Source organism: Terriglobia bacterium, from assembly GCA_020073495.1.
Classification (GTDB): Bacteria; Acidobacteriota; Terriglobia; order Terriglobales; family Acidobacteriaceae; genus JAIQFD01.
In genome coordinates, this window is record JAIQFD010000006.1 from 1 (window position 1) to 24,200 (window position 24,200).

At 63.3% G+C, this 24,200-nt stretch carries 21 protein-coding genes; 11 read left to right on the forward strand and 10 right to left on the reverse strand.

Annotation, left to right across the window (positions count from 1 at the left end):
- The 8 genes from raiA to LAN37_14500 all read right to left on the reverse strand — a co-directional run.
- Positions 1-566 (reverse strand): ribosome-associated translation inhibitor RaiA (gene raiA / locus LAN37_14465; GenBank protein MBZ5648414.1); only part of this gene is annotated, 566 nt, incomplete at its 3' end.
- Between the two features lie 211 nt (positions 567-777).
- Positions 778-2,559, reverse strand: a complete 1,782-nt coding sequence (gene rpoN / locus LAN37_14470) for an RNA polymerase factor sigma-54 (protein MBZ5648415.1) — start codon at positions 2,557-2,559, stop codon at positions 778-780.
- Between the two features lie 158 nt (positions 2,560-2,717).
- Positions 2,718-3,446: an LPS export ABC transporter ATP-binding protein gene (lptB, locus tag LAN37_14475; GenBank protein ID MBZ5648416.1), complete on the reverse strand. Its 729-nt coding sequence runs from the start codon at positions 3,444-3,446 to the stop codon at positions 2,718-2,720.
- Entirely contained in the window at positions 3,447-5,714 is a 2,268-nt protein-coding gene (gene lptC / locus LAN37_14480) for an LPS export ABC transporter periplasmic protein LptC (GenBank protein ID MBZ5648417.1), read from the reverse strand.
- Positions 5,715-5,762: 48 nt separating this feature from the next.
- The gene (recJ, locus tag LAN37_14485; GenBank protein MBZ5648418.1) at positions 5,763-7,529 is read right to left on the reverse strand and encodes a single-stranded-DNA-specific exonuclease RecJ; all 1,767 of its coding nucleotides are present in this window, start codon (positions 7,527-7,529) and stop codon (positions 5,763-5,765) included.
- 2 nt (positions 7,530-7,531) lie between these two features.
- Complete coding sequence (locus LAN37_14490) at positions 7,532-7,996, reverse strand: hypothetical protein (protein MBZ5648419.1); 465 nt, start codon at positions 7,994-7,996, stop codon at positions 7,532-7,534.
- Positions 7,997-8,085: 89 nt separating this feature from the next.
- Positions 8,086-9,855, reverse strand: coding sequence for an acetaldehyde dehydrogenase (acetylating) (locus LAN37_14495; protein MBZ5648420.1), 1,770 nt, complete (start codon positions 9,853-9,855; stop codon positions 8,086-8,088).
- A gap of 84 nt (positions 9,856-9,939) precedes the next feature.
- Positions 9,940-10,248, reverse strand: a complete 309-nt coding sequence (locus LAN37_14500) for a BMC domain-containing protein (protein ID MBZ5648421.1) — start codon at positions 10,246-10,248, stop codon at positions 9,940-9,942.
- A gap of 150 nt (positions 10,249-10,398) precedes the next feature.
- On the opposite strand from LAN37_14500, the gene LAN37_14505 reads away from it, so the two are divergent.
- The 8 genes from LAN37_14505 to LAN37_14540 all read left to right on the forward strand — a co-directional run bounded on the left by LAN37_14505 (position 10,399) and on the right by LAN37_14540 (position 18,341).
- Complete coding sequence (locus tag LAN37_14505) at positions 10,399-10,677, forward strand: DUF507 family protein (protein ID MBZ5648422.1); 279 nt, start codon at positions 10,399-10,401, stop codon at positions 10,675-10,677.
- 32 nt (positions 10,678-10,709) lie between these two features.
- On the forward strand, positions 10,710-10,985 hold the full coding sequence (locus tag LAN37_14510) for a DUF507 family protein (protein ID MBZ5648423.1): 276 nt from the start codon (positions 10,710-10,712) through the stop codon (positions 10,983-10,985).
- Positions 10,986-11,040: 55 nt separating this feature from the next.
- A complete protein-coding gene (gene queG, locus LAN37_14515; protein MBZ5648424.1) occupies positions 11,041-12,207 on the forward strand; it encodes a tRNA epoxyqueuosine(34) reductase QueG in 1,167 nt (388 codons plus the stop codon).
- Positions 12,152-12,535: a PilZ domain-containing protein gene (locus LAN37_14520; GenBank protein ID MBZ5648425.1), complete on the forward strand. Its 384-nt coding sequence runs from the start codon at positions 12,152-12,154 to the stop codon at positions 12,533-12,535. The genes queG and LAN37_14520 overlap by 56 nt, the downstream gene beginning before the upstream one ends.
- Positions 12,536-12,679: 144 nt before the next feature.
- Positions 12,680-14,506: a tetratricopeptide repeat protein gene (locus tag LAN37_14525; GenBank protein MBZ5648426.1), complete on the forward strand. Its 1,827-nt coding sequence runs from the start codon at positions 12,680-12,682 to the stop codon at positions 14,504-14,506.
- Between the two features lie 653 nt (positions 14,507-15,159).
- Positions 15,160-17,244 (forward strand): hypothetical protein, encoded by a 2,085-nt coding sequence (locus LAN37_14530; GenBank protein MBZ5648427.1) that lies wholly within the window; start codon positions 15,160-15,162, stop codon positions 17,242-17,244.
- Between the two features lie 146 nt (positions 17,245-17,390).
- Positions 17,391-17,927 (forward strand): PEP-CTERM sorting domain-containing protein, encoded by a 537-nt coding sequence (locus LAN37_14535; protein ID MBZ5648428.1) that lies wholly within the window; start codon positions 17,391-17,393, stop codon positions 17,925-17,927.
- A gap of 213 nt (positions 17,928-18,140) precedes the next feature.
- Positions 18,141-18,341, forward strand: a complete 201-nt coding sequence (locus LAN37_14540) for a dodecin family protein (protein MBZ5648429.1) — start codon at positions 18,141-18,143, stop codon at positions 18,339-18,341.
- A gap of 280 nt (positions 18,342-18,621) precedes the next feature.
- Here LAN37_14540 and LAN37_14545 read toward each other — a convergent pair whose 3' ends face one another.
- A complete protein-coding gene (locus tag LAN37_14545) occupies positions 18,622-18,825 on the reverse strand; it encodes a cold-shock protein (protein MBZ5648430.1) in 204 nt (67 codons plus the stop codon).
- Between the two features lie 417 nt (positions 18,826-19,242).
- On the opposite strand from LAN37_14545, the gene LAN37_14550 reads away from it, so the two are divergent.
- On the forward strand, positions 19,243-20,055 hold the full coding sequence (locus LAN37_14550; GenBank protein ID MBZ5648431.1) for a YihY/virulence factor BrkB family protein: 813 nt from the start codon (positions 19,243-19,245) through the stop codon (positions 20,053-20,055).
- Positions 20,056-20,175: 120 nt separating this feature from the next.
- Here the strand turns inward: LAN37_14550 and LAN37_14555 are convergent, their stop codons facing one another.
- Positions 20,176-22,233 (reverse strand): S9 family peptidase, encoded by a 2,058-nt coding sequence (locus LAN37_14555; GenBank protein MBZ5648432.1) that lies wholly within the window; start codon positions 22,231-22,233, stop codon positions 20,176-20,178.
- 202 nt (positions 22,234-22,435) lie between these two features.
- Between LAN37_14555 and LAN37_14560 the strand changes: the two genes are divergently transcribed.
- Together LAN37_14560 and LAN37_14565 are read left to right on the forward strand one after the other, a co-directional pair.
- Complete coding sequence (locus tag LAN37_14560) at positions 22,436-23,230, forward strand: hypothetical protein (GenBank protein MBZ5648433.1); 795 nt, start codon at positions 22,436-22,438, stop codon at positions 23,228-23,230.
- A 241-nt stretch (positions 23,231-23,471) separates the two neighbouring features.
- On the forward strand, positions 23,472-24,131 hold the full coding sequence (locus LAN37_14565; protein MBZ5648434.1) for a transposase: 660 nt from the start codon (positions 23,472-23,474) through the stop codon (positions 24,129-24,131).
- Positions 24,132-24,200 lie beyond the last annotated feature (69 nt).

Below are 24,200 nucleotides of genomic sequence, written 5' to 3' on the forward strand. Positions count from 1 at the left end.
CCGTCCTTGGTGCGGTGCAGCACCTTGACGCGGCCCTTGTTGTCGCGAAAGACGAAGACGTCGCGATCGCGGAACTCGGCCTCCTTGATCGCTTCTTCGAGAGTCAGCGGGCGCAGCGCGACGGCATCGTCGGCGCGAGTAACGTGGGCCTCAGCGGTGCGCACGATGGAAGGAAAGGCGTGCACCACCACCGGAACGGCGGTGGTGACCGTGGCGCCGACCGCGAGCTGCTGCTCCGCGACGCTGGCTTCGCCGTTCCATTTCTTGCGTGCCTGGCGTTTCTTCGACCTCCAGCGCGTCTTGTACTTGACCGCTTGACGCTCGATGCGATCGAGGGCCTGGCCGACGGCGGCCGTCATGTCGGTCGCCTCGGCGACGCCCACGATGTTGTGATTGCGCACGCTGACCGTGATCTCGGCGATGTGGCGGTGCTTTTCCGCCGAGAGGATCACGTGCGTATCAAAATGTGTGCTCAGGATTTTTTCGATCTTGGAGAGGCCGTTCTCGATCTGCTTGCGGAGTGCGGGAGTGACTTCGTATTGCCTGCCGGTATAGTCAACGTTCATTGACTCCTCCTGAACCCTGGGGCCCTATCCCATCCACTGGACATCGAAACCCAGGGGTTTCTCACTTCGGAGTCGCCCGGTGCTTCAGGCGGCTAGACTGCATTTTTTTCTTGCCTGAGGGGCTTTCACGCCTGGCCCGCTCAGTTCTTCAATCTCCTCTTTCAGGTTTCGAGGTTTCACGTGAAACCTTGAAACTTCGTAACCTTGAAACTTAATTCTTCACCCTCCTCTGATGCGTACTTGGTATTTTCATATCTTCGCGATACTTTGCCACCGTGCGGCGCGTGACCTGGATGCCCTGCGATTGCAGGATGCGCGTGATCTGCTCGTCGGTGAGGGGCCGCAGCGGGTCCTCATCCTCGATCAGCTTCTTCACCCGGCGCTTGAGGATGAGCAGCGACGTCCCGCCGCCCTCCGGGCCCTGCACGCTCTCGCTGAAGAAATAGCGCAGCTCGAAGACGCCCTGGGGAGTGTGCGCGTACTTGTTGGCCACGGCGCGGCTGACGGTCGAAGGATGCACCCCGATCTCCTCGGCGACCTCCTTGATCATCATGGGCTTCAGTTGGTCGATGCCGCGGTCCAGGAAATCGCGCTGCCGCCCGATGATGGCGTAGCAGACTTTCAGGATGGTCTGCTTGCGCTGCTCGATGTTCTTGATGAGCTGGATGGCCGACTTGTAGCGTTCCTTGACGTAGGTGCGGACTTCCTTCTCCGCATTCTCGCGGCTGAGAAGCTTCTTGTAGGTCGGGTTCAGGCGAAGCTGCGGCAGGTCGTCCTCGTTCATCAGCACCACGTAGTCGTCGGTCTGCTTGACGAAGAAGACGTCCGGCTCGATGAGGCGTGTCTCCACCTTGTTGTAGCGCAGGCCCGGCCGCGGATCCAGCGTCTTGATGTAGTCGAGCGCGGTCATGACCGCCTCCAGCGGCCGGTCGATGGCCTTGCCGATCTCCTTGTACTGCTTCAACTGGAGGGCGCGCAGGTGGTCGCGCACGATGGTGGTGGCGTCGCAGATGGTCCGTTCCAGTTCGCCGTTCAGGCCCTGCTGCTGGCGCAGGTGCTGCTGGTGATGGAGCTGGGCCAGCAGGCACTCGCGCATGTCGCGCGAGCCCACGCCCACCGGGTCCATCTGCTTGACCAGATCGAGGGCTTCCCGCAGCTCTTCCCGGTTGAAGCTCGGCTTGGAGAAATGTGTGGAGCCGGGAGCGTCCGCCGCGACGTGGTGATGGTGCCGCCCATGGTCGATGGAGACGACCTCCGCGGCATGGGGCTCGGCTTCGGCTTCCTCGGGGGCAGCGATTTCGGTGGCTACGCCAAACGGGCTGGTTTCCGCCGCGATCCCGGGAAGGACCGCGGCTGCGGTGGATTGCGCCGTGTGGCCGCCATTCAGGCCCAGTGCGGCGCGCAGGATGGCGTCGGCTTCTTCGCTGGACGGAGCCTCCGAAGAGACTTCCTCGAGTTCCACATGCTCCGGCGGAGCGCCCAGCAGTTCTTCCTCGCTGGCTGTCAGGTAGCCATCCTCGTTGAGGTTGCCGATGATCAGTTCCGCGGCTTCACGCACCGGCGCCCGCAACATCATGGAACTGACCTGCCACATCAGATGGTCGGTGAGCGTGGTCGGCGTGGACAGGAAATTCTCGAACGATGGCTTCTCCACCACTTCCGAGGCGGGGCTGCGGTAGCCCGGGTCGAGGTAGTCCTGGAAGTAGGAGCCGAAATCGATCTCGTCGAACGGGTCCGTCTTCTCAGCTTCGGGGGCGGGGGCCTCGGTGCTGAGCAGGCGGTCCTTCTCGACCTCCTTGCCGGCGACTTCGTCAAGCAGGGGAACCTCGGTGTCGAGCTCATCCAGCACCGGGTTCTCGACCATCTCCTCATTGATCATGTCCTTGAGCTCCAGTTTATTCAGAGCCAGGACACTGACCATCTGCACGAGCCCCGGTGTGAGGATCTGCTTCTGGGACAGCTTGACGTTCAGCTTGTGCTGCAGCAGGACCATGTGCTACCGATGCGGAAAGTACTACAGTTTCCCTTTGCAATCCAGCGGGAAGACCCCGCCTGAAGAAACGTTCGTAACCATTACTGTTACGGTTCGCCGGAGCTAAATCCCTTGTTTTCCGGGCAATACGTGGCCGCCTCGGCAAACCTTGCCGGCCCTCAGACCAGCGAGAAACTCTCGCCCAGATACACCCGCTTGACCTCCGGATCACTGCCCAACTGTTCCGGAGTACCGGCGCGGAAGATCCGGCCCTCATTGATGATGTAGGCGCGATCCGTGACCGACAGCGTCTCGCGGACGTTGTGGTCGGTGACGAGCACCCCGATGCCGCTGGCCTTCAGGTCGAAGATGATCTTCTGAAGGTCGAGCACGGCGATCGGGTCGATGCCCGAAAAGGGCTCGTCCAGCAAGATGAACGCCGGCTGGATGCAGAGAGAGCGGGCAATCTCCACCCGGCGGCGCTCGCCGCCGGAGAGGGAATGTCCGCGGCTGCGCCGGATGTGCCCCAGACCGAGCTGGTCGATCAGCTTCTCCATGCGCTCGCGGCGCTCGTGCCAGGAGATGGGCTGCGCCTCCAGCACCGCCAGGATGTTCTCCTCGACCGATAATTTGCGAAAGATCGAAGGTTCCTGGGGGAGGTAACTGATGCCGAAGTTCCGTGCCCTCAAATACATAGGGACGGTCGTGATATCGACACCATCGCCCAGAACGCGGCCCGTGTCGGGCGGAGTGAGCCCCACGATCATGTAAAAAGTGGTGGTTTTTCCGGCCCCGTTGGGGCCCAAAAGACCTACGACTTCCCCTTGGCTGATGTGGAGGCTGACGCCATTCACTACCCTCCGACCACGGTAACTCTTACCGATCTCGTCAGTCGCCAGGGTCTGCATCTACTTAGTGACTCGCGTCTGTGTGACCGTGCGGGACGAACCAGAACTTCCAACCACAACTTTATCATCGCGACTGAAGAAGGTCAACGAATCGCCCGAAATGGTGCCATGTTCGGCATCAAAAATGCTCGGAGGACCCCCGGTAAGGACGAATTTGCCGTCCGCCGGGTTGTAGGTCAGCCGTTCGCCGCGGGCCGTGCGGGTGGATTCGGTGATCGCGATGTGGCCTTCCGCGACCATGTGCTCCACCTGCGAGACCCCCGACGGACCCGCGGCCTGGGTCTTGGCTGCACGCGGCAGCAGGAAGACATCGGCGTGGTCGGCCTGGACCGTCAGGTCGGCCCCCTTCACGATCACGCCGCCCTCGAAACGCGCTTTGCGCAGCGCTTCGGTATAGGTGAGCCGGGAAGCGTTGACATTGACGGGCGTGAGCTTGCCTGATTTGTCCGTCTGGACGAAGACGGTCGAAACCGCCTGTGACGCCGACCCCTGCGCGAGCACGTCGTGGTGATCGCGATCGAACGTGATGACAGGGGCCTGCACGATATTGGCGCCCTGCCACAGGCGCGCACCGCCGGTATAGCGCGCAGTCGCGGTGGCGCGGTGGGCCAGCATGGATGCGGCCGTCACGTGGATCGGGTCGCCGCTGGAGAACATCGCCCCCGCAGCGGGCGGTGCGCCTCCCGGCTGCTGCCGCGGCTCGTTGTAGGTGGTCTTGACATCCCCTTCGGCGGTGGCGTCACCGGACCTGCGCTCGAAGCGGATGGTCTGCGCGGTGGTCTGGAGACCGCCTTCGCTGACGCGCGGTGCGCCGGTGAGCACCAGAACACCGTCGCCCGGCGAGTAGCGGGCCCGCTGGGCCGTGGCCGTGCGTTGGCCCTCGATGTAATGGACGTCGCCGACCTGGAGCAGGCTGGAGATGCCTCCGCCGGCATCGAAGGCAGCAGTGAGATCCCGGCTGGTGCTGACCTTGTCGGGCTGGCCGGGTACCGAAGAGACGATGCGGGCGTCCGGCGAGCCGTGCAGCTGCTTCATGTGGTTGCCTTCAAAGACCAGGTCGAACTGTCCCGCGGTGATGACGGTGGTGGCGTCCGCATCGGTCGGGTGGGCGGGGATCGGATCCAGCGGCCGGATCGAGATCTGCGACGCGCCGCTGGTCTGGGCGCGCCCCATTTTGCCGCCTGAGACCGAGCTGGAGATCGCAGGGGCAGCGATCTCCACGACCTGCGGCGAGTGCCCCGAGCTCTTCTGCTGCTCGGTCAGGCTCACCTTGTCCACGGCGCGAATGTTCGCGAGCTGATCGTGCGGTCCGAAGTCGAGCAGGATGCGGCCGGCCGTGCCATGGGAAGGAGAGGGGCCTCCCTGGTCGAAGGTCACGCCGCCGGAGAGGACTGCATGGCGGAGGAGGTTGGCCGACATGAATGCCTCCGCCCGCGGAGCGCGCACGGTCGAATTCTGGCGACCGCGAGCGCGGACGTCGCCCGTGGCGACCATGTGGTCGACGCTGTTGTCGTCGCGCAGGAACACCGTTACCTGGCCGGCATCGAGGGAGCCGTTGGCGCGTTCCAGGTGCACGACGTCGAGCACGGCCCGGCGCGGATCCTTGCTGATGATGCCGCGCTCGGCCGTGATGTTCGCGCTCTCGGGACCGGCCGTTCTCAGGCGCACGGCGGATCGCAGGACCAGGACATTGTTCTTGGAGTCGTAGGTGGCGCCCTTGGCCGTGCCGGTGGCCTGCGGCACGCGGAAATCGATCAGCTCATTGGTGGCGGCGAAACCGGTCTTCTGATTGAACACCACGCCGCTGGTCTTCAGGTGGATGGGGTTTTTCAATTCCTTGGGCGGCGCCTGGTCGGGGCGGACTGGACCGGAAGTGTCCGACTCGAGGTCGATGTGCACCTCGCCCTTCGCCTGGATGTCGCCGGATGACGGATTGTAGGAGAAATCGGCGCCGTAGATCTGATCGAAGCGGTCCGCTTCCCGGCCGTACACCACGATGTTTACGCCGTGCAGCTCGGCGCGGCCTCCCTGCTCGTACTGCACCGCCTTCTTCGCGCTGATGGTGAACAGGGTGCGCCCGCCCTCGGACTTGGAGAGGGTGAAGCCTTCGGTGCTTTGCTTCACGTCCACGCCCATCTTCTGGGGGAGCTCCTGCACGGCGCGGCGGATGCGGTAGCGGCCGTAGAGGACGAACAGAGCGACCACGGCGATCACCGCCACGATCCCGATGCCGAGCCATTTGCGCAGGCGCTGGAGATCGAAGGCCACGTGGCTATCTTACAGGGAGCAGGATGCAGGCCGCAGGAGGGAGCGCGCCTAGCGAGTCGCCGTGGTCACGGCCACTTTCTGCACATCTTCGATCGAGAGTTGCAGACCGCCGAAATCGGGGTGGTCGTTCATGTCCACGGTGAAGGCGGCGTCCACCAGATCGCCGACGAGGAAGTTTTCCTGCTGGAGACGCTCGGCCATGCGCCAACCCAGCGCATCGATGGCGCGGAACCCACCCAAGCCAAAACCGGGCTTGGGTGGGGCACCCGCGGCATTCTGCGCCAGGCGCAGCTTGATGTGCTTCTCCTTCAAAACCCGGGGCGGCTGGACCAGGCGCAGGCCGCGGGTCAGGAACACGGGCTCGGGATTCTCGATGCCGTAGGGCTCGAGCGCGCAAAGCGACTGGTAGAGGTCCGGCGTGACCTGGTCGAGCGAGAGCTCACCATCGAGTTCGAGGGAGGGCACGAAGTCCGCCGGCGTAAGGCGCGTTCGGGCGAAGGTGTCGAGGCCAGAGCGGAGCTGCGCGACACGCTTCGCCGGAAGGGCAAAGCCGACCGCGTGGGCGTGTCCCCCGAAGCGCGTGAACAGCTCGCCGCAGGATTCGAGCGCCTCCAGCAGGTGGAAAGCGGAGATCGAGCGGCCCGATCCGTAAGCGTCCTCGCCCTCCACGGAGACGACCAGCGCAGGCCGGTGGTAGCGCACGACCACCCGCGTGGCGACGATGCCGATGACGCCGCGGTGCCAGCCGGCTCCCTCCACCACGATGCAGAACGCTTCGCGCAGGGCGGCGTCGCCGTCGATGCGCGCGCACGCCTCCTCGACGATCCTCTGCTCCTCCTGCTGGCGGTCGGAATTGAGCTGGTTGAGCTTGAGCGCGATGTCTCTTGCACGCGCGGCGTCGTTGCAACAAAAGAGGTCGATGACATCCTGGGCGATGTCCATTCGACCAGCGGCGTTGATGCGCGGCGCCAGGCGGAAAGCGATATCGCCCGCCTTCACGCGCCTGGAGACGTCGAGCGCGGCGACTTCGATCAGCGCCTTGAGGCCCGCATTGCGCGGGTCGCGCAGCCCCTCGAGCCCGAGCCTGGCGATGACCCGGTTCTCGCCGGTCAGCGGCACCGCGTCGGCGATGGTGGCGATGGCCACCATCTTCAGGAACGAGGGGAGCAGGCGCTCGAACTCCGTGCCCTCGAGCAGCGCTTGCACCACCTTGAACGCGACTCCGGCTCCGCACAGCGCCTTGCAGGGGTACTCGCAGCCGGGCTGGTTGGGGTTGAGAACGGCGAAGGTTTCGGGCACTCCCTCGTTGGTCTCGGGCAGGTGATGATCGGTGACGATGAGGTCCACGCCCACGCGGCGGGCAGTCTCGGCGGCGGCAAAAGCGCGAATGCCGGTGTCCACGCTGATGATCAACCGCACACCGGCGGAAGCCGCGCGCTCGATGACGTCGTCCTTCATCCCGTAGCCTTCGCGGATGCGGTGCGGCACGTGGAACTCGCAGGCGCCACCCAAAAGCTCGATCGCCGTCTTCAGGATGACGATGGCGGTAGTGCCGTCCACGTCGTAATCGCCGTAGATCAGGATGGTCTCTTTGCCGGCGAGCGCGGCGCGGATGCGCTCAACCGCGGCGCGCATCCCGTGCATGAGGTAAGGCGAGTGCAGGTGCTCGAGGCGCGGCGCGAGGAAGCGCTGGGCGTCTACCACCGTGTTCACGCCGCGAAGCGCAAGCAGGCGGGCGATAAGTGGTGGAATTCCGGCCTGTGAGGAAAGTTGATCAACCACAGCGGGATCGGCCGAGCGCACATGCCAGCGCACGGCTAGTCCTCTTCGTCGGTATCCGGCTCGTCGATGACGAAGCCGCCGATCTCCTCGGCCAGGTCCACCAGCCGCTGGTAGCGGTCGTACCAGTCGGTGGAGGCCTCGAAAAGGAACATGATCCCCTGGTAGGGCAGGCCGATCTGGATGAATCCGGTCTTGCCCACGAACGACTTGAGCCAGCGCGCTTCTTCCATGTCCTCGTCGTCTGGGTAGGCGGCGGAACTCAGCCGCTCCATCAGGAAGTCGAGGTCTTCCTTGTCGAGGACGACGTCGCTCATGGTCACGAAGGGCGATTCCGAGGCCTTGGCCAGCTCGACCAGGTCCTTCCACGCGTCGGGGTTTTCGCTGGAATCCCACATGACGCTGGCGACGTCCTCGCTGACGTAGCCGTGGAAGCGGCGCATGCCGTGGCCCACGATGAAGGCCGTCATGTCGTCTTTCAGGGTTGTGAGATCGTCCTGCATGCTGGCTCTAACCGTTGAGGCTATCACTTAGCAGCGCCGCGCGCTAACACCCCAGCGAAGAAAATTCGTCTTCGCCGGGGATCTGGTTGCTAATCCGCTTTGACAAAGATGTCGTGCTGCGCCGCAAGATCGCGGGCCGCGGGCGTGATGATGGTCTTCTTGCCGACCAGGATCTTCTCCTTGCGCTTCATCGCGTCACGCACCTCGGCTTCGCTGACGAAGTCCACCGGGCGAGGCTTAAGACGCACGGCAGCAGGAGCAGGTTTCTCCGCCGCAGGAGCCGACGGCGCCGGGGCCGGAGCCGGCTGTTCGGCTCCCTTGCGCGCCAGGAAGCGCTCGATGGCGCGCGCGACCGCGACGCGTTCGGTCGCCCCAAGGTCCTCCGCCGGCACGTGCGCCGGGGCCGCCATCGCCGGTTCCGGCTTGCACGCACATTCAGCCATGGATGGCGCAAGCGCGGTGACCACCGCCGCAGGCGCGCGGGTGACGGGCCGCGCCTCGTAGGCCACGCGCCTCAGGTTGATCAGGTGCAGGGGCGAGATGTTGTCTGAGGTGATGTTGCCGCCCGGCGCGCCGCAACCCAGCGTCATCGCCGGGAATAAGTTAGTCGAAGAGCCGATGGAGCCTTGCGGCGCAGGCGAGTTCACAACGATGCGTCCGGCCGGCATGCGCAGGCCGTATTCGCGGATCACCTGGTCATCCTTCGCATGGATGGCGCAGGTGTGACCCAGCCCGCCGAAGCGCAGCAGCGAATAACAAAGTTCGAACGCGGTCGCTCGGTCGCGCGCGAAGTACAGCGCCAGCACCGGGGAGAGCTTTTCCGCAGAGAGCGGGTATTCACGCCCCACGCCGTTGAGTTCCGCGACCAGGACCCGAGTCCCTTCAGGCACCTGGAACCCCGCCAGCTCGGCTACCTTGCGCGCCGACTTGCCCACGAACTTGGGATTGATGGTGTGGGTCTCGAGATTGACCATCTGCTTGCTCAGGCGGTCGATCTCGTCGTGCTTCAGGAAGTGCGCGCCGCTCTTCTTGAGCTCGGCGAGGATCTGTTCCCGCATCGCTTCTTCCGCCACGATCGCCTGCTCCGAAGAGCAGATGGTGCCGTTGTCGAAGGTCTTACCGAAGACCACGTCGGCGACCGCTTTCGCCACATCGGCGCTGCGGTCGATGAACGCGGGTACGTTGCCCGGGCCAACGCCATAGGCGGGCTTGCCGGAGCTGTAGGCGGCGCGCACGATGCTCATTCCGCCGGTGGACAGGATCACCGACGTGCGCTTGTGCTTCATCAGTTCCTGCGTCCCGGCGAGCGTGGGCGTGGTGAAGCAGCAGATGACGTCGGCGGGCGCACCCGCCTGGAGCGCGGCGTCGCGCATGATGTTGGTGGTCTCGCAGGTGCACTTGAAGGCGGTGGGGTGCGGGCTGAGCACGATGGCGTTGCGGCCCTTGAGCGCGATCAGGATCTTGTAGATGGCGGTCGAGGTCGGGTTGGTCGAGGGCAAAATGGCGGCCACCACGCCCACCGGTGCGGCCACCTCGATGATCCCCTGCGCCTTGTCCTCGCGGATCACGCCGACCGTCTTCATGGCGCGCACCGCTTCGTACACGCGCTGGGAGGAGAACAGGTTCTTCTGGACCTTGTCGGCGACCACGCCGTAGCCGGTCTCTTCGACGGCCATCCGCGCCAGCTTCTCGGCGTTGGCCGTGGCGGCGTCCGCCATGGCGTCGATGATGCGGTCCACCTGCTCCTGGGTGAAGTTCTGGAACTGCTGGTAGGCGGCGTAGGCGCGGTCCACCAGCTCGCGCGCCTCGGCGACGGAGCGGGCGTCCTTGCTCTCAGCGGCTTGGGGAGTGGAAGACACAGACAATCGGCGGATCGGGGAATCGCCGGGATCGCCGGGATCGGATCCCCCGATCCTCAGATCCCCCGATTACCCGATCAGAACCTATCCCAGCGAGCCCTTTTTCGCGGCCGGCGCTTTGCCGGTGAGCATGGGCATGGCGGCGTCGAGGTCGCCGTGCGGCCGCGGGATGACGTGCACGCTGACCAGCTCGCCCACGCGGCGGGCAGCGGCGGCGCCCGCGTCGGTGGCCGCCTTGACCGAGGCCACGTCGCCCCGGCACATCACCGTCACATAGCCGGCGCCGATGTATTCCTTGTGCACCAGCGTGACGTTGGCGGCCTTCACCATGGCGTCGGCGGCTTCGATCGAGCCCACCAGGCCCTTGGTTTCAATCAGTCCCAGAGCTTCCATGAACCCTCCGTGGTGAGGGCTGAGGTTAACACGGTGTGAGGGCGGAGGGAAGCAGGACGCAAGTGGCCGGCGCGGAATCTCCTGCGCCCTGCCTCCCGGGTTTCACTGTGTTAGAATTTTCAGTTCGATAGCAGCTTTTGGCGCAAACAGATGATCTTCTCCAAGGATTACGTGGGCTACCTGGCCCGGCAGATCACCGACAAACTGATCCAGGCCGAGTTTATCGAGACTGCCAATAAGCAGGCGGTCGCCGACAAGCTGAACGCAGCCATGGTCGACGAACTCTCGCTGGAGGACCGCATCAACGACGAGGTACGGGTCATCCTGGAGCAGTACCAGGAGGAGATGCGCAAGACCGGCGCCAGCTACCAGGAGATGTTCAAGAAGGTGAAGAACGAGCTGGTGCGCAAATACAGGGCAGTGCTATGAGAGTCGAGACGACCCGGATCGAGAACACCGGCATCCGCATCAGCCGCGACAAGATGAACGTGCTGGCCAAGGTGGCCACCGAGGCCCTGGTGCAGATGGAGAATGTCGAGTTCATCGAGGACCGCAACACCATCCGGCTGGAGCTGCGGCGCATCCTCGAGGAACTGCTGAAAGAAGAGATGAAGATCGACCAGTCGGCCCGCCAGAAGATCGAGAACCAGCGGCGCACCATCCTGGAAGGCACCCAGGAGTGGGACATCCTCTATCGCAAGTACTACAACGAGGAAGTGAAGAAGCTGGGGATCTAGCCATCGGGCCATCTGGCCAAGTGCACGCGCCGGCGACGGCGCGTTTTGCTTTTCCATGACGTCCACGAGCGAGATTGCCGAAGGCGTGAAGCACGCAGCCCGCGAGGCTGGGTTCGACCTCTGCGGCATCGCTCCGGCCGGGAGCTCGCCGGAGCTCGACTACTTCCCTGGCTGGGTCGAGGCGGGCTATGGCGGCGAGATGCGCTACCTGGAAGGGCGCAACGACCAAGGACAGTTGAAGCGTGCCGCGCTGGAGCATGTTGCGCCCTGGGCGCGCTCGGTGATCGTCTGTGCGCTGAACTACAACAGCGCGCAGCCGTATTCCGGCGATCCCGCGGAGCCGGGACGCGGCTGGATCTCGCGCTACGCATGGGGCGGCGCCGATAAGCCAGCCGACTATCACGAGGTGGTGGTGTCGCGCCTGCGCTTGGTCGAAACTCGACTGCGCAAGACATCTCCGGCGGTTGAGACGCGCTGCTACGTCGATACCGGCCCGCTGGTGGAGCGCGTGTACGCCAAGTACGCCGGCGTGGGTTGGATCGGCAAGAACACCTGCATCATCGACCAGAAGCTGGGCTCGTGGCTCTTTCTGGGCGTGATCCTCACATCGCTCGCACTCGAGCCCGACCTCCCGGCGCCGGACCGCTGCGGCTCCTGCACGCGCTGCCTGGACGCGTGCCCCACCAACGCTTTCATCGGTCCGCATGAACTGGACGCCACCCGGTGCATCTCGTATCTCACCATCGAGAAGCGGGGCGAGATCCCCGAGGACCTGCGCCCGGAGATGGGCCGTCACGTCTTCGGCTGCGACATCTGCCAGGAAGTCTGTCCCTGGAACCGAAAAGCGCCGGTGACCACACTGGCCGACTTCCAGCCGCAGCCCGAGCTGCTGAATCCCGCCCTGGAGTGGCTGGCGGGGATGACCGACGAAGAATTCCGCCGGCGCTTCCGCGGATCTCCTATCATGCGCGCCAAGCGCGCGGGGCTGCGGCGCAATGCGGTCGTCGCCATGGGCAATAGCGGCGACGCCAGGTTGATCCCCCTCCTGCGCGAATTGGCGGCCAGCGCCGAGGAGAACCTTTCCAGTCACGCAAAATGGGCGTTGCGGCGCCTGGAAGAGACGGTACACTGTTCGCTCAATCAACGTTCTATTACCCGGCAGGAGCATGGAACGGGATCAGGGGACGGCCACGGCGATCGCAAAACCCCCAGCACACACTGACTGGAGACGGCACCGGCGGTTCAACCGCTACCAACTGGACATCCGGTTGGTCATCGTCCGCGAGCAGGACGGCAAGCAGGAGACGCTGAACGGCCGCTGCCGCCACTTGGGCGAAGGTGGCCTGGGCGCCGTCTTGGCCGGAGAGCTTCCCGCGAACGAAGTGGTTACCCTGGAGTTCACGCTTCCCGGCCACACCCAGTCGATGCGAATGCGGGCGCTGGTCCGCTACCGGCACGGCTTCCATCACGGCTTCGAATTCCTGGCGCTCAGCCCGTCGCAACTGGACGTCATCCGCAAGGCGGAGGGCATCCTGCCTCCCGCCGAGTAGAGATCACATAGGCGCATTGACTCTCTTTCTCTCTGGGGTCTTCGGAAACGGGGGCCCTGTTCTTTTGCGCGCGACCGCGCTCCGCCGCCAGCGGAAGTTGTAAGATTCTGCTGTTCGAGAGAACTTGATCCGAAGGGCCCTGCAATGTCCAGATTTGCACGCCTCTTCCTGGCCGCTTCCGTCGTCGCCTGGCTCTCGATCCCCGCGCCGGCCCAGGAGTGGGTGGAGGTCAAATCGCCTCACTTCTCCGTCATCACCGACGGCGGCGAGAAGCGCGGCCGCGAGATCGCTCTGCGCTTCGAGCAGATGCGCGCCGTGTTCGGCCAGCTCTTCAACAGGAAGTACGTCAGCCTCCCCGTGCCTCTGGAGATCGTCGGCTTCCGCAACGGGAAGGAGATGCGCCCCTACGTCCCACTCTTCCAGGGCAAACCGGTGGAAGTGGCCGGCCTGTTCGAGCAGGGAGAGGACCGCAGCTTCATCCTGATCGACCTCTCCTCGGAGGCCGGCTGGGAGGTCGTCTTTCACGAGTACGCGCACCAGCTGCTCAACGGCAATTTCCCTCCGACCGCCGCCTGGTTCGACGAAGGTTTCGCCGAGTTCCTGGGCAGCATGGAGATCGACAAGAACTCGTACGCGGTCGGGCGAGCGCCCCAGGGCGTCGCCTACACCCTCCAGTCCAACCGCCTCATGCCGGCGAAGCAGTTGTTCGCGGTCTCTCGTCAATCCGAGACCTACAACAAGAGCGGCGATTCGCGGCACCTCTTCTACGCCCAGTCCTGGCTTACCGTGCACTACCTCTACGACCGAAAGAAGATGAAGGAGACCGGCCAGTATTTTCTCCTGGTCAACAATCAGCATGTGCCCATCGAACAGGCCGTGCAGCAGGCCTTCGGGATGGACGTGAAGAAGTTTGACGAGGAGATCGCGACCTATCTCCGCATGAACCGCGCGGTGGGTTGGAAGGGCCAGCTCGCCGAGCAGGTGGACATGAGCACTTTCACCGCGGCTCCCATCGCGCCGCTCGATGCGCGGGCCACCCTCGCCGACGTGAAATTGCACTCGCCCGACCACCACGAAGAAGCAGTCAAGGAGTTCGAAGACATCCTGAAGGCACAGCCGGACAACGCCACCGCGCACCGCGGGCTGGGCTACGCCTACCTCCACCAGGACGACTTCGACCGCGCCGGGGAACATTTCCGCCAGGCGGCCCGGCTTTCCACCACCGACCCGCGTGTGTACTACTTTTCCGCGCTGGTGGTCGCGCGTCAGGCCATGCTCGCAGGGCGATCGCCTCGCGAGCAGCTTTCCGAGATGAAGAAGGACCTGGCGAGGGCCATCCAACTCGATCCCAACTTCGCCGACGCCTACAGCATCCTGGGCTTTGCCAACATGATTGAGGGCGACTCCGAGGCCGCAATCACCAACTGCAAGAAGGCAGCCGACCTCAGCCCCCGCACCGAGAATTACTCCCTGAACCTCGCCCGCGCCTACCTGATGGCGAATCGCTGGGCCGACGCCAAGCCCATCCTGGAACGGCTGAAGGGCAGCCCTGACCGGAGCATCTCCGTGGTCGCCGAGCAGCAACTGGCGCGGGCCGAAAGGGCCATCGCCGAGACCGCCGCCGCCGGCCGCCACAAGGTCCCGGAGAGCTATGACGCACCGCAGTGGCGGCGCAGCAAAGAGGAGATCGAACGCGAGCCCGAGAAGCCAGTCGAGGCCGCTCCTGACACAAGGCCCATCAAATACCTGCGCGGGCTTCTGGTCACCGTCGATTGCTCCCAGCCGCCCTCGGCGACCCTTCGCGTGCTTGCTGGCGCCAGGACCCTCACCATGCTCACTCCCGACACCAGGAAGCTGATCCTGATCGGCCCCGAGGAGTTCTCCTGCGGCTGGACAAACCGCAAGGTGCTGGTCAATTACAAGCCCGGCGGCAAAGCGGACGGGGATCTGGTCTCCCTCGAAGTCCAATAGTGGATCAGCGTCACCTCGGATCGCAGGTCCGCCCGCAGTGCCCGTGCATCGCTAGTGAGTGGGAATCTCCATCTGGCGCAGACTTTGGTCGATCCGACCTGCGCGACCGCGAATTCAGGGAAACGGTAACAAGCGCCCCAATATGGGTACGAGGCGGCCCTGATGGTAGTGCAAGTCCTTTCGAGGAGAATCTGTGGCTGCCATTCGCAGCGGCGAATGAATCCTGCCACGGCGATCAGAGGCTGCCGGAACAGGTACGCCTTCTTTTTGCGCGTCTCAATCCCGGCGGAGTGCGCCTAGAATAGGGCAAGGCCTCCCCCGATTCCAGGACCTGCTGTCGCATCGTGGAGTCTATGTTTCTGACAAACGCGCTGGGTGCGAAACGAACACTGTCTGCTTTTCTGCTGATCGCCTTCGCCACGCTACCGCTGTTCGCGCAGGCGCCCACTGCGGGCAGCCGGCGGCTTTCCCTTCCTCAGGACTGGAGTCATCAGCACACCATATTCACCAACGGCGCGTCCCCAGCGGCAGCGGCTGCTTCCGCCAACGATGTCCGGAACTGGCACAATTGGCTGGCGCGCAGCCGATGGCTCTTGGGCCCAAGTAAGGAAGCGGCGGCAATCAGCAGACCAGTGAATCGTGGCAGCAAGACAATGCACCGGGACTGGGCGGTTTCCCTGGGCCCCACGGCGGGCATGCCGGTCGCCGAATCTCCCGCCAAGTTCGCCTTCGATGTCAACGCGGCGCCGAGCTGTGCCAATGATTTCGCCGTGTTCCCTGTGGCGGCAGCCGCCGCCGCCGGCGCCCAGGCGAATATCGTGGCCTTGAACAATCTCTACTCTGGAAGCGGCGGCCCGTTGTGTGCCATGGCGAACCCGACATTCTTCTGGTCATACGCGGTGGGTACGGGCCCGGCGACAGGTTCGCCGGCCTTGTCGCTGGACGGCAAGAAAGTGGTGTTCCTGGAGAACGGGAGCAATGTCCTCTTTCACGTCCTCACATGGGTTGCGGGGCAGGGGAGCAATGCGACCAATGGGGCGGTTGCACCCGGCGCCGGCGGCTCATCGGTGACCAGCCTCGATTACACCGCGAGCGCCGCTCCGGGCTGCGCGGCAAGTCCGGCCAAGTCCACCTATTCCTCGCCGTTCCTCGACTACACCGGCGGCCTCGCCTATGTAACCGCCGACAACGGCATCCTGTATCGCATCAAGAATGTGTTCTCTGGAACGCCCGCGGTGGACTACTGCATCACGGTTTCAGCCGGCACGAAGCTGACGGCCCCAGTGTATGACCCGGTTTCCGGCAAAGTGTTTGTGTCCGACGGACAGTCCATTTACGGCTTCAAGCCCGGCGCAGGTTCATTCACCGCGTCCGGCCAGATCCAGGTGGCAGGAACCGCGGGCTCCATCGTTCGTCCGGTGACGGTAGACGTGAGCTTCGGCTTTGTGTACGCCTTCTCCAGCCACAACGTGGCCAACACCAACGCGATCGTTTCCCAGATGCCGGTTTCGCTGGCGTCGAAGGTGGACGCCGCGATCGGGCCCGTCCCTACCGGCGCGGCGCCTAAGAACGCCATTTACGAGGGCGCATTCGACAACGCGTATTTCGCGAGCGGCCCGTCGGCGGGATCGCTTTACGCCTGCGGAACCCAAGCCAGCGCCGCCGCCAAGCGCGCTCTGTACCGGATCACCTTCGGCGTCAGCGGCACGATGAATGCTGCACCCGCGATGTCCGACGACACGAACCTGGATTCCGGCTCGACTCCGGCGGGCACTTGCTCGCCGGCGAGCGAGTTCTTCGACGGCACGAAGGACCGGCTGTTCGTAGGGATGGGCGGCCAAGCGGGTGTCGCCATCGACCAGACCGTGTCCGTGGACCATAACCCGGGCGGCACCACCGTGACCACGGCGGCATTCTCGACGACGGCGGGAAACGAGCTGTTGCTGGCATTCATTTCCACCGACCAGATCAGCGGCGGGGCCGGTACGGCCACGGTGACCACCGTGACCGGGGCGGGATTGACCTGGGCGCTGGTCAAGCGCGCTGACGCCCAGTTGGGAACCGCGGAGATCTGGCGGGCTTTCGCGCCCAGCGCATTGAGCAGCGTCACCGTGACTGTAACCCTGAACCAGGTAGTCGCCGCGTCGATGACCGTCATGACATTTACCGGGATCGAGACCTCGGGATTCGGCGGGTCGAACGCGATCGGGGCTAGCACGGCAGCCAGTGCAGCAAGTGGCGCGCCCACCGCCTCCCTGGTCACGACGCGCGATCACTCCTGGGTCTTCGGAGTGGGCGATGACTTCGACAACGGGACCCCGCGCACCCTGGGACCGAACCAGGTGATGATCCATGAGTACCAATCCAGCGTAAACGACGACTATTGGGTGCAGCGCCGCAGCGCACCGACCCCGGTCTCGGGCACATCGGTGACCATCAACGACACCGCCCCCATCGCAGACCGGTTCAACCTGGCCATTGTTGAGATCCTCCCCGCGCTGGCCGCCGACCGCATGGCAATGTGGGACATCACCAGTCCGATCGTGTCCAATGCCACGACCGCCACCGCCATCGCCCCCAACGAGATAGGCGGTACCAGTGGTGCAATCGTGGACAACAACAGTGCGTCGTCGCAAGCCGCCAGCGTGTACTTCGGGACGCTCGACACCGGTGCTGCCGCGCCATGCGGAGCCGGCCTGTTTTGCGCGGTGAAGCTGACCCAGGCCGGTTTGCAGTAGGAAGGAACTGCAAACTTTTGCAACCTATGTGCAAGAAGTCGGGCTCAGGTATGTACGGCTTGTCCTGTAAGGGCTTTGTTTCTTATCGCACCGTTTGGAATCGGAATTGCAGCCCAAACAGTTGGACTGTGTTGTAGGAGCCTCTGATGAACCGGTGGATGATCGGGACTTTGCTCGCCAGCGTGATGATTGTCGCGTTGCCCGCTATAGCGGACACTCTTTCCGATTCCTTGACTGTATTCGACCCGGCAGGGAATGTGGCCTACTCGATTTCCGTGACTGAGGCCTTGGAGGATCCGAACGAGATCTACTTCATTAATGTTTCTGGGTTGATCGATCCTAACCAATATGCGAACGCCACAACCCTGGTCGAGCCGGATGGGTCGTACAGCGACATCTTCGGGGTTGGCAGCATAAATGGCACACTCTACCTATCCTTTAATTCAGACATCGAGGGATTCCCGGCAGCATATGGCAGCCAGGGAGCCATATTCCTGCCCGAGGGTCAAGGGGGCGTGTTCGACGCCACGATGTATCTTGATCCCGGTTTGCAAGCTCAGGGGTTCACCGCGCAGTTCTTCTCCGATGGTGACGTCGTCGTGCCAGAGCCTGGGACGTTGACGCTCCTGGCGACTGGGCTACTGGGAACGCTCGGTTCCATCCGCAAGCGGTTCAGACTCTAAGCCCGTGTTGAAATGTTTTCATGGCAAGCGGCGTCTTGGCGCCGGCCGGCCTGGCCCGCCCCCACTTCCTCTGAGCCGCGGCTCGTACGAATCATCCGCTTAGCGATACATATGCAGAGTGAAGGCCGACTCTGCCCCGGTCACGACGGACGGTGAGTGCGGTCACTGCGGACCACGGCCCCTGCCTTGAGACTGACCAATGAGGAGGATGCCATGGCACAGAAGGTGATCGACGTAGTGGGAGTTTCCAAGGAGAGCTTCACTAAGGCAGCGGAGAATGCGGTTGCGGAAGCCGCCAAGACGCTGCACGGCTTGAAGTGGGCGCGGGTCTCGGAACTGGAGGTGGAGATCGACGGCAAGAAGATCACCCAGTACCGCGCTACCACCCGGATCTACTTCACCGTCGAGCATTAGGGACCGGCATGACCGTACCTCCGGTCCAGCAGGTGTTCCCAGGTCAACCCAGGGGCGTAGGCGGGCCGTTCTTTGCAACGGCATGAACGCCCCTCGGAATCGTGACCAGGCCCGGAGTTCGGCGATAGTTGGTGAGGAGAGCTGTTCTCGTAGGTGCGCGATCAGCCGCAACCAGAGGCATTTGTGTCTGTGACCTCATGCTGACTTCAACAAAAAACCCTTCCCAGCCGGGAAGGGTTTTTCAGCGGATTGGGTAGAGATCCCAAGGACCGCGTCCCGATTATCCGCGGGTGACGTTCGCCGCCTGGAAGCCCTTGGGTCCCTTGAGCAGGTCGAACTCAACAGTCTCTCCCTCGTTCAGCGTGCGGTAGCCCTGCTCCTGGATGGCGGAAAAGTGCACAAACACGTCCTCACCCGTAGAGCGCTGGATGAATCCGTAGCCCTTGGCGCCGTTGAACCACTTCACTGTTCCCTTCTCTCTCACAACGACACTCCTTTCGCCTCAGCTCTGTGATTGAACCCTCGCCGGTTGTGGCCGGTCCGGGAAGAGGTTGTTGCTTTGAACCCCTCGAGCTTCCGGGCAAATGGAAAAGGCCGCCGGGCAAGCTTTTCAACAAGCTCTGCGGCGACCCAAATCTCTTGCTGGAAGTTCGACTGCGTACAAAAACACCAACCCAAATCCGCTGGCCTTCTGGCCAGGCTATTCCCTTGCGGGAACTGCGCCGCATCATATTCAGGAACTAACCTTCTTGGCAAGTGGCAAGCGTAGCCACCCGGGCGGGGCCAGGCACCCGGCGGGATGTTACGATTCTAGTAAATGGCGACCGAAACTCCACCGGCGCCGGCCCCCGCGCCTGCGCCCGCAACCGTCCAGGCGCACAAGAGTTCCATCGTCAGAGTCATGGGCCGGCGGACCATGCCCCTGGCCCGGTACCTGTTGCGCACCGAGGTCCACACCTACGCTTTCTCGGTGGCCGCCAACGTCATCCTGTCGTTCTTCCCGTTCATGGTGCTGATGCTGGTGGTGATCCGCAAGGTGTTCCATTCGGCAGCTATGCGCCAGGTGGTCGAGCAACTTCTCCATGACTACCTGCCCACCAACCAGGATTTCGTCATTCGCAACATCAAGGCCATCGCCTATTCCCACAATCGAGCGGCCTTCATCTCCCTGTTCATCCTGCTGGTCACGTCCACCGGCGTATTCCTGCCCCTGGAGGTCGCGCTCAACCAGGTGTGGGGCTTCCCCAAGAATCGCCCCTATTGGAAAAACCAGTTGGTCTCGGTGGGACTGGCGTTTGTGTCCGGCGTGCTGGCCTTGCTTTCGATCGCCCTGACCGCCGGCAACCGCGCCCTGATCCAGGCGATCGCCGGACGCTACTCATTCACGACCGATGCGGTCACCTTATTATTCGCCAAGGTCTTCGCCGCCATCGCCACCATCGCCATCTTCTTTCTGATCTACTGGCTCCTCCCCAACGGGAAGGTGCCGCCGGGCGCGGCGCTCTCGGCTGCGGTCTACGTCGGCCTGCTGTGGGAGATGGCGAAGTACCTCTACATCCTGCTCCTACCCTGGCTGAATTTCCCCGAGGTCTATGGCCCCTTTTCCGTCTCCGTGACGCTGATCATGTGGGCCTTCCTCTCCGGCCTGCTGTTGCTGGCGGGCGCGTATCTCTCCGCCGGTGGGGACCACCCAATAAGTACTGCGAAGGATTAGGGCACTGTCATCCTGAGCTCGGGCTATAGCCCGAGCGAAGGATCTCGGACCCCGTCTGTACTACCCCAGTGTCTATCGGCTCTCCCAAAATGCTTCAGCAGTTCCCGGCGACCCCGGCGATCACGGCGTTCCCGGCGATTTCTTCGTCCACTGGTCCACCCAGTCATTCACCGTCTTCCACCAGAGCTGCGAGTTCTGCGGCTTGAGCACCCAGTGTCCCTCGTCGGGGAAGTAGAGCATCTTCGACGGCACCTTCATCCGTTGCAGCGTGGTGAAGAGTTGAAATCCTTCGCTGACGTCCAGGCGGTAATCTTTCTGGCTGTGGACCACGAGCATCGGGGTCTTGAAAGCGTTGGCGTACATGTGCGGCGACCACTTCTCGTAGAGCGCGCGGTTGGTCCAGGGCGTGCCGCGGAACTCCCACTCGTTGAACCACAGCTCTTCGGTGGAGCCCCAGGCGGACTCGGAGTTGAACATGCCGTCGTGCGAGACCAGGCACTTGAAGCGCGTGGTATGGCCTTCCAGCCAGTTCGCCATGTACCCGCCGTAGCTGGCGCCCAGCGCGCACTCCCGCGTCTTGTCGATGAAGGGATATTTGCGCTCGGCGTAATCGAGTCCCAGCATAAGGTCCAGGTACACGCGGCCGCCCCAGTCGCCGTTGATGTCGTCGATGAACTTCTGTCCGTATCCCGTCGAGCCGCGCGGATTCACCATGATCACCACGTATCCGTTGGCGGCGAACAGCTCCGCATTCCAGCGGTACGACCACGAATCTCCCCACGCCCCCTGCGGCCCGCCGTGGATCAGGAACTTCGCCGGATATTTCTTCTTGGCGTCGAAATCGGGCGGCTTGACCAGGAACCCCTGCACCTTCACCTGCTGGGAGCCGGTGAACCAGAAGGGCTCCAGCGGCTGCATAGTCACCTTCGACAACACCGGCTCATTAATCTTCGTGAGCGCGACGGCACTCTTGCTGTCGAGCGGCAGCGTGTAGATCTCGCTCGGCGCCATGGCCGATACGCGGCTGTAAACGAGCGCCTCGCCATCCGGCGTCACCGCCAGATCGTCGTTGTGTCCGCGCACGACCTCTTGCACTTTGCCACCCTTCACCGGGACGGTGTAGATCGGCGACTCTCCTTTGTCCTCGGCCGTGAAGTACAGGCGCTTGGAATCCGGTGCCCACACGATCGATCCCACCCAGCGGTCGAACTGCTCCGTCAGGTTCGTGATCTTTCCCGTCGCCCGGTTGTAGATCACCAGCCGGAAGCGGTCGGCCTCGTACCCCGGCCTCACCTGCATGCGCCAAGCGATATATTTGCCGTCCGGCGAGTACAGCGGGGTGCTGTCACTTCCTTTGCTGACGCTGATCTTCTTCGGCTTGCCGCCGGCGGTTGGGACAACGAAGATCTCGTTATTCGTGCTGGTGGCCTCGACCTCGTCGACATTGCTGGTGTACGCGACTTCTCTTCCATCCGGCGAAAAGGCGTACCTGTCCTGCCCGCCGAGCGCGAACGGTGGGACGTCGTGGTCGCCGGGCGTAAGGTCGCGTGCCTCGCCGCCCTCCGCCGGCGCCACGAACAGGTGGCTGCGTTTGCCTTCGTAATAATGATTCCAGTGACGGTAGAAAAGCCGGGTAAAGATTGACGCCTTGACCGGCGACTTGGCGCGCTCTTCATCCTTCTTCTTGTTGCAGGCGTCGTCTTTGCAGTCGGGATAGACCTGCGAGACAAACAAGATGCTGGCGCCGTCGGGGGACCAAATCTCCCCCTCGCCTTCGGTCGAGATATTCGTGATCTTCTTCGGCTCGCCGGTCAGCGTGCCCGTCGCCGGTTCGAACCCGACCGTCCAGATCTGCGAGCTGCCCTCCACCGCCGACACATACGCCAGGCGCAGCCCCTCGGGCGAGAAGCGCGGACGGTCCTCGCCCGCCTGCCCCGAGGTAAGCTGGCGGGCTTCCCCGCCCGAAAGGGGAACGATCCACAGGTGGGGCGTCTTTTTGTTCTCCGCCAGGTTCACCTCCACGGCGCTGAAAGCCACCCATTTGCCTTCGGGCGAAACTATCGGCTCGCCGACGCGTTTAAGATTCATCATGTCTTCGAAGGTGAACGGGCGCTTGGCTTGCGCCAGGCAGAGCAGAGGGACGAACAAGAGCGCGAGCACGGCAACACGGCGTACCATAAGGCCTCCGGCAAAACCGATTAGTCTAACGGACTAGTTGCCGCTTGTCAGTGGCGGGCTTTTTCTGAGCACTGAGTACCGAGTACTGAGTACTTCACCAGCAACCCTCACCTGCTGCTCGCATCTAAAATGGAGAGATCCAGGACAACCCAACATGACTAGAAAGCTCATTCTGGCAGGCATTCTTGTACTCCTCACCGCGATGGCCGCATCCGCCCAGCAGGGCGAAGGGCCGCTCGATCCCGCCCCGCCCAAGGGCATCACGGTGGACCAGATCGTCCATCAGTTCGCCGCCAAGGAAAAGGAATTCAAGCAGGCGCGCGAAAACTACACCTACACCCAGGACGTCACGGTCATGACCCCGGAGGACCAGGGCACCTACCGCGAAGTATTCGACGTGACCTTCGACGACCGCGGCCGCCGCATCGAGAACGTCAAGTTCGCGCCCGCGAACACGCTGCAGCGCATCCAGATCACCAAGGAAGACCTGGACGACATCCGCAACCGCCTCCCCTTCGTGCTCACCAGCGACGAGGTCGGCCAGTACACCATCAACTACCTCGGGCAGCAGGACCAGGATGAGCTGCACTGCTACGTCTTCGACATCTCGCCCCGCACCATCGAGAAGAACCAGCGGTATTTCGACGGCCGCATCTGGGTGGACGACACCGACTTCCAGATCGTGAAGACCTACGGCAAGACCGTCCCCGACCGCATCAAGACCAAGCAGGACGAGAACCTCTTCCCCCGCTTCACCACCTACCGCGAGCAGATCGACGGACGTTACTGGTTCCCCACTTACACCCGCGCCGAAGATACCCTGGCTTTCTCCACCGGCGACGTGCGCATCCGCGAGATCGTCAAGTACACCAACTACAAGCGCTTCGGATCCAAGGTGAAGATCACCTACGAAGGCCAGGAGTTGCCCACCACCGATCAGCAGAAAAAGCAGTCGGGCGGCCAGCAACCCCCGCCACCGCAGCAGCCCCCGAAGTAGATTCTGGCTCGGTACTGGGTAGTTGGTAGATCGGGCGGGTCAATGAGAACGTGTGTGCCCGCCATTGGCATTCGTGGCACGGGATTGCCACCGCGGCTAAAGCCGGATCTTTCTAAGCGTTCGTATTAAACCCCCGCCTAAAGGCGGGGGCTGAAGGCGGGGGCTGAAGGCGGGGGCTAAAGGCGGGGGCTTCCACGCCGATGCACACGTCACCGGCGGCGACGAAAGGCAGGCTTCCACGGTGATGCGCACATCGCTGCCGCTGGCGAAATGGGCCTCCTTCCAAGGCGATTCAAAATCGCAAGAGAATGCATACATCTGCGTGGAAGCCCACGGCTTCAGCCGTGGGTTCAATAGCGAAAAAATGAAGACGGCTTTAGCCGCGGTGGTTCACAGACACGGCCCGCAGAAACGTGCTAGCGTCCGCGCGATGGAAATGGGTTGGGAGCGGACCTTCTTCGTCACGGCCGTGGCGTGGCAGCAACGCTGCATTTTCAGCAACGACACGCTTCCCCGGATGCTCATCGAGACGCTCTACCTTTATCGCACCGAGAAGCGCTTCGCTCTGCATGCGTTTGTCGTCATGCCCGAACACATGCACTTGTTGATCACGCCTGCCGAGATCGTCAGCATCGAGAAAGCGATGCAATTGATCAAGGGGGGCTTCTCGTTCCGGGTTCGTAAGGAGCGGCCCAATCTGCTGATCTGGGAGAAGAGCTTTACCAACCATCGCATCCGCGATGCGGAGGATTTCGAGCGCCATCGCGAATACATTCATCAGAACCCGGTGCGCAAGGGTCTTGTTCACGCGGCGGGCGAGTATGCGTATAGCTCGGCGCACCCGGGATTTGAACTCGATCCGCCGCCGGTCGCCACCGCGGCTAAAGCCGGATCTTTCTAAACGTTCGTTTTACCCCCCCGCCTAAAGGCGGGGGCTTAAGGCGGGGGCTTCCACGGCGATTTCAGCATT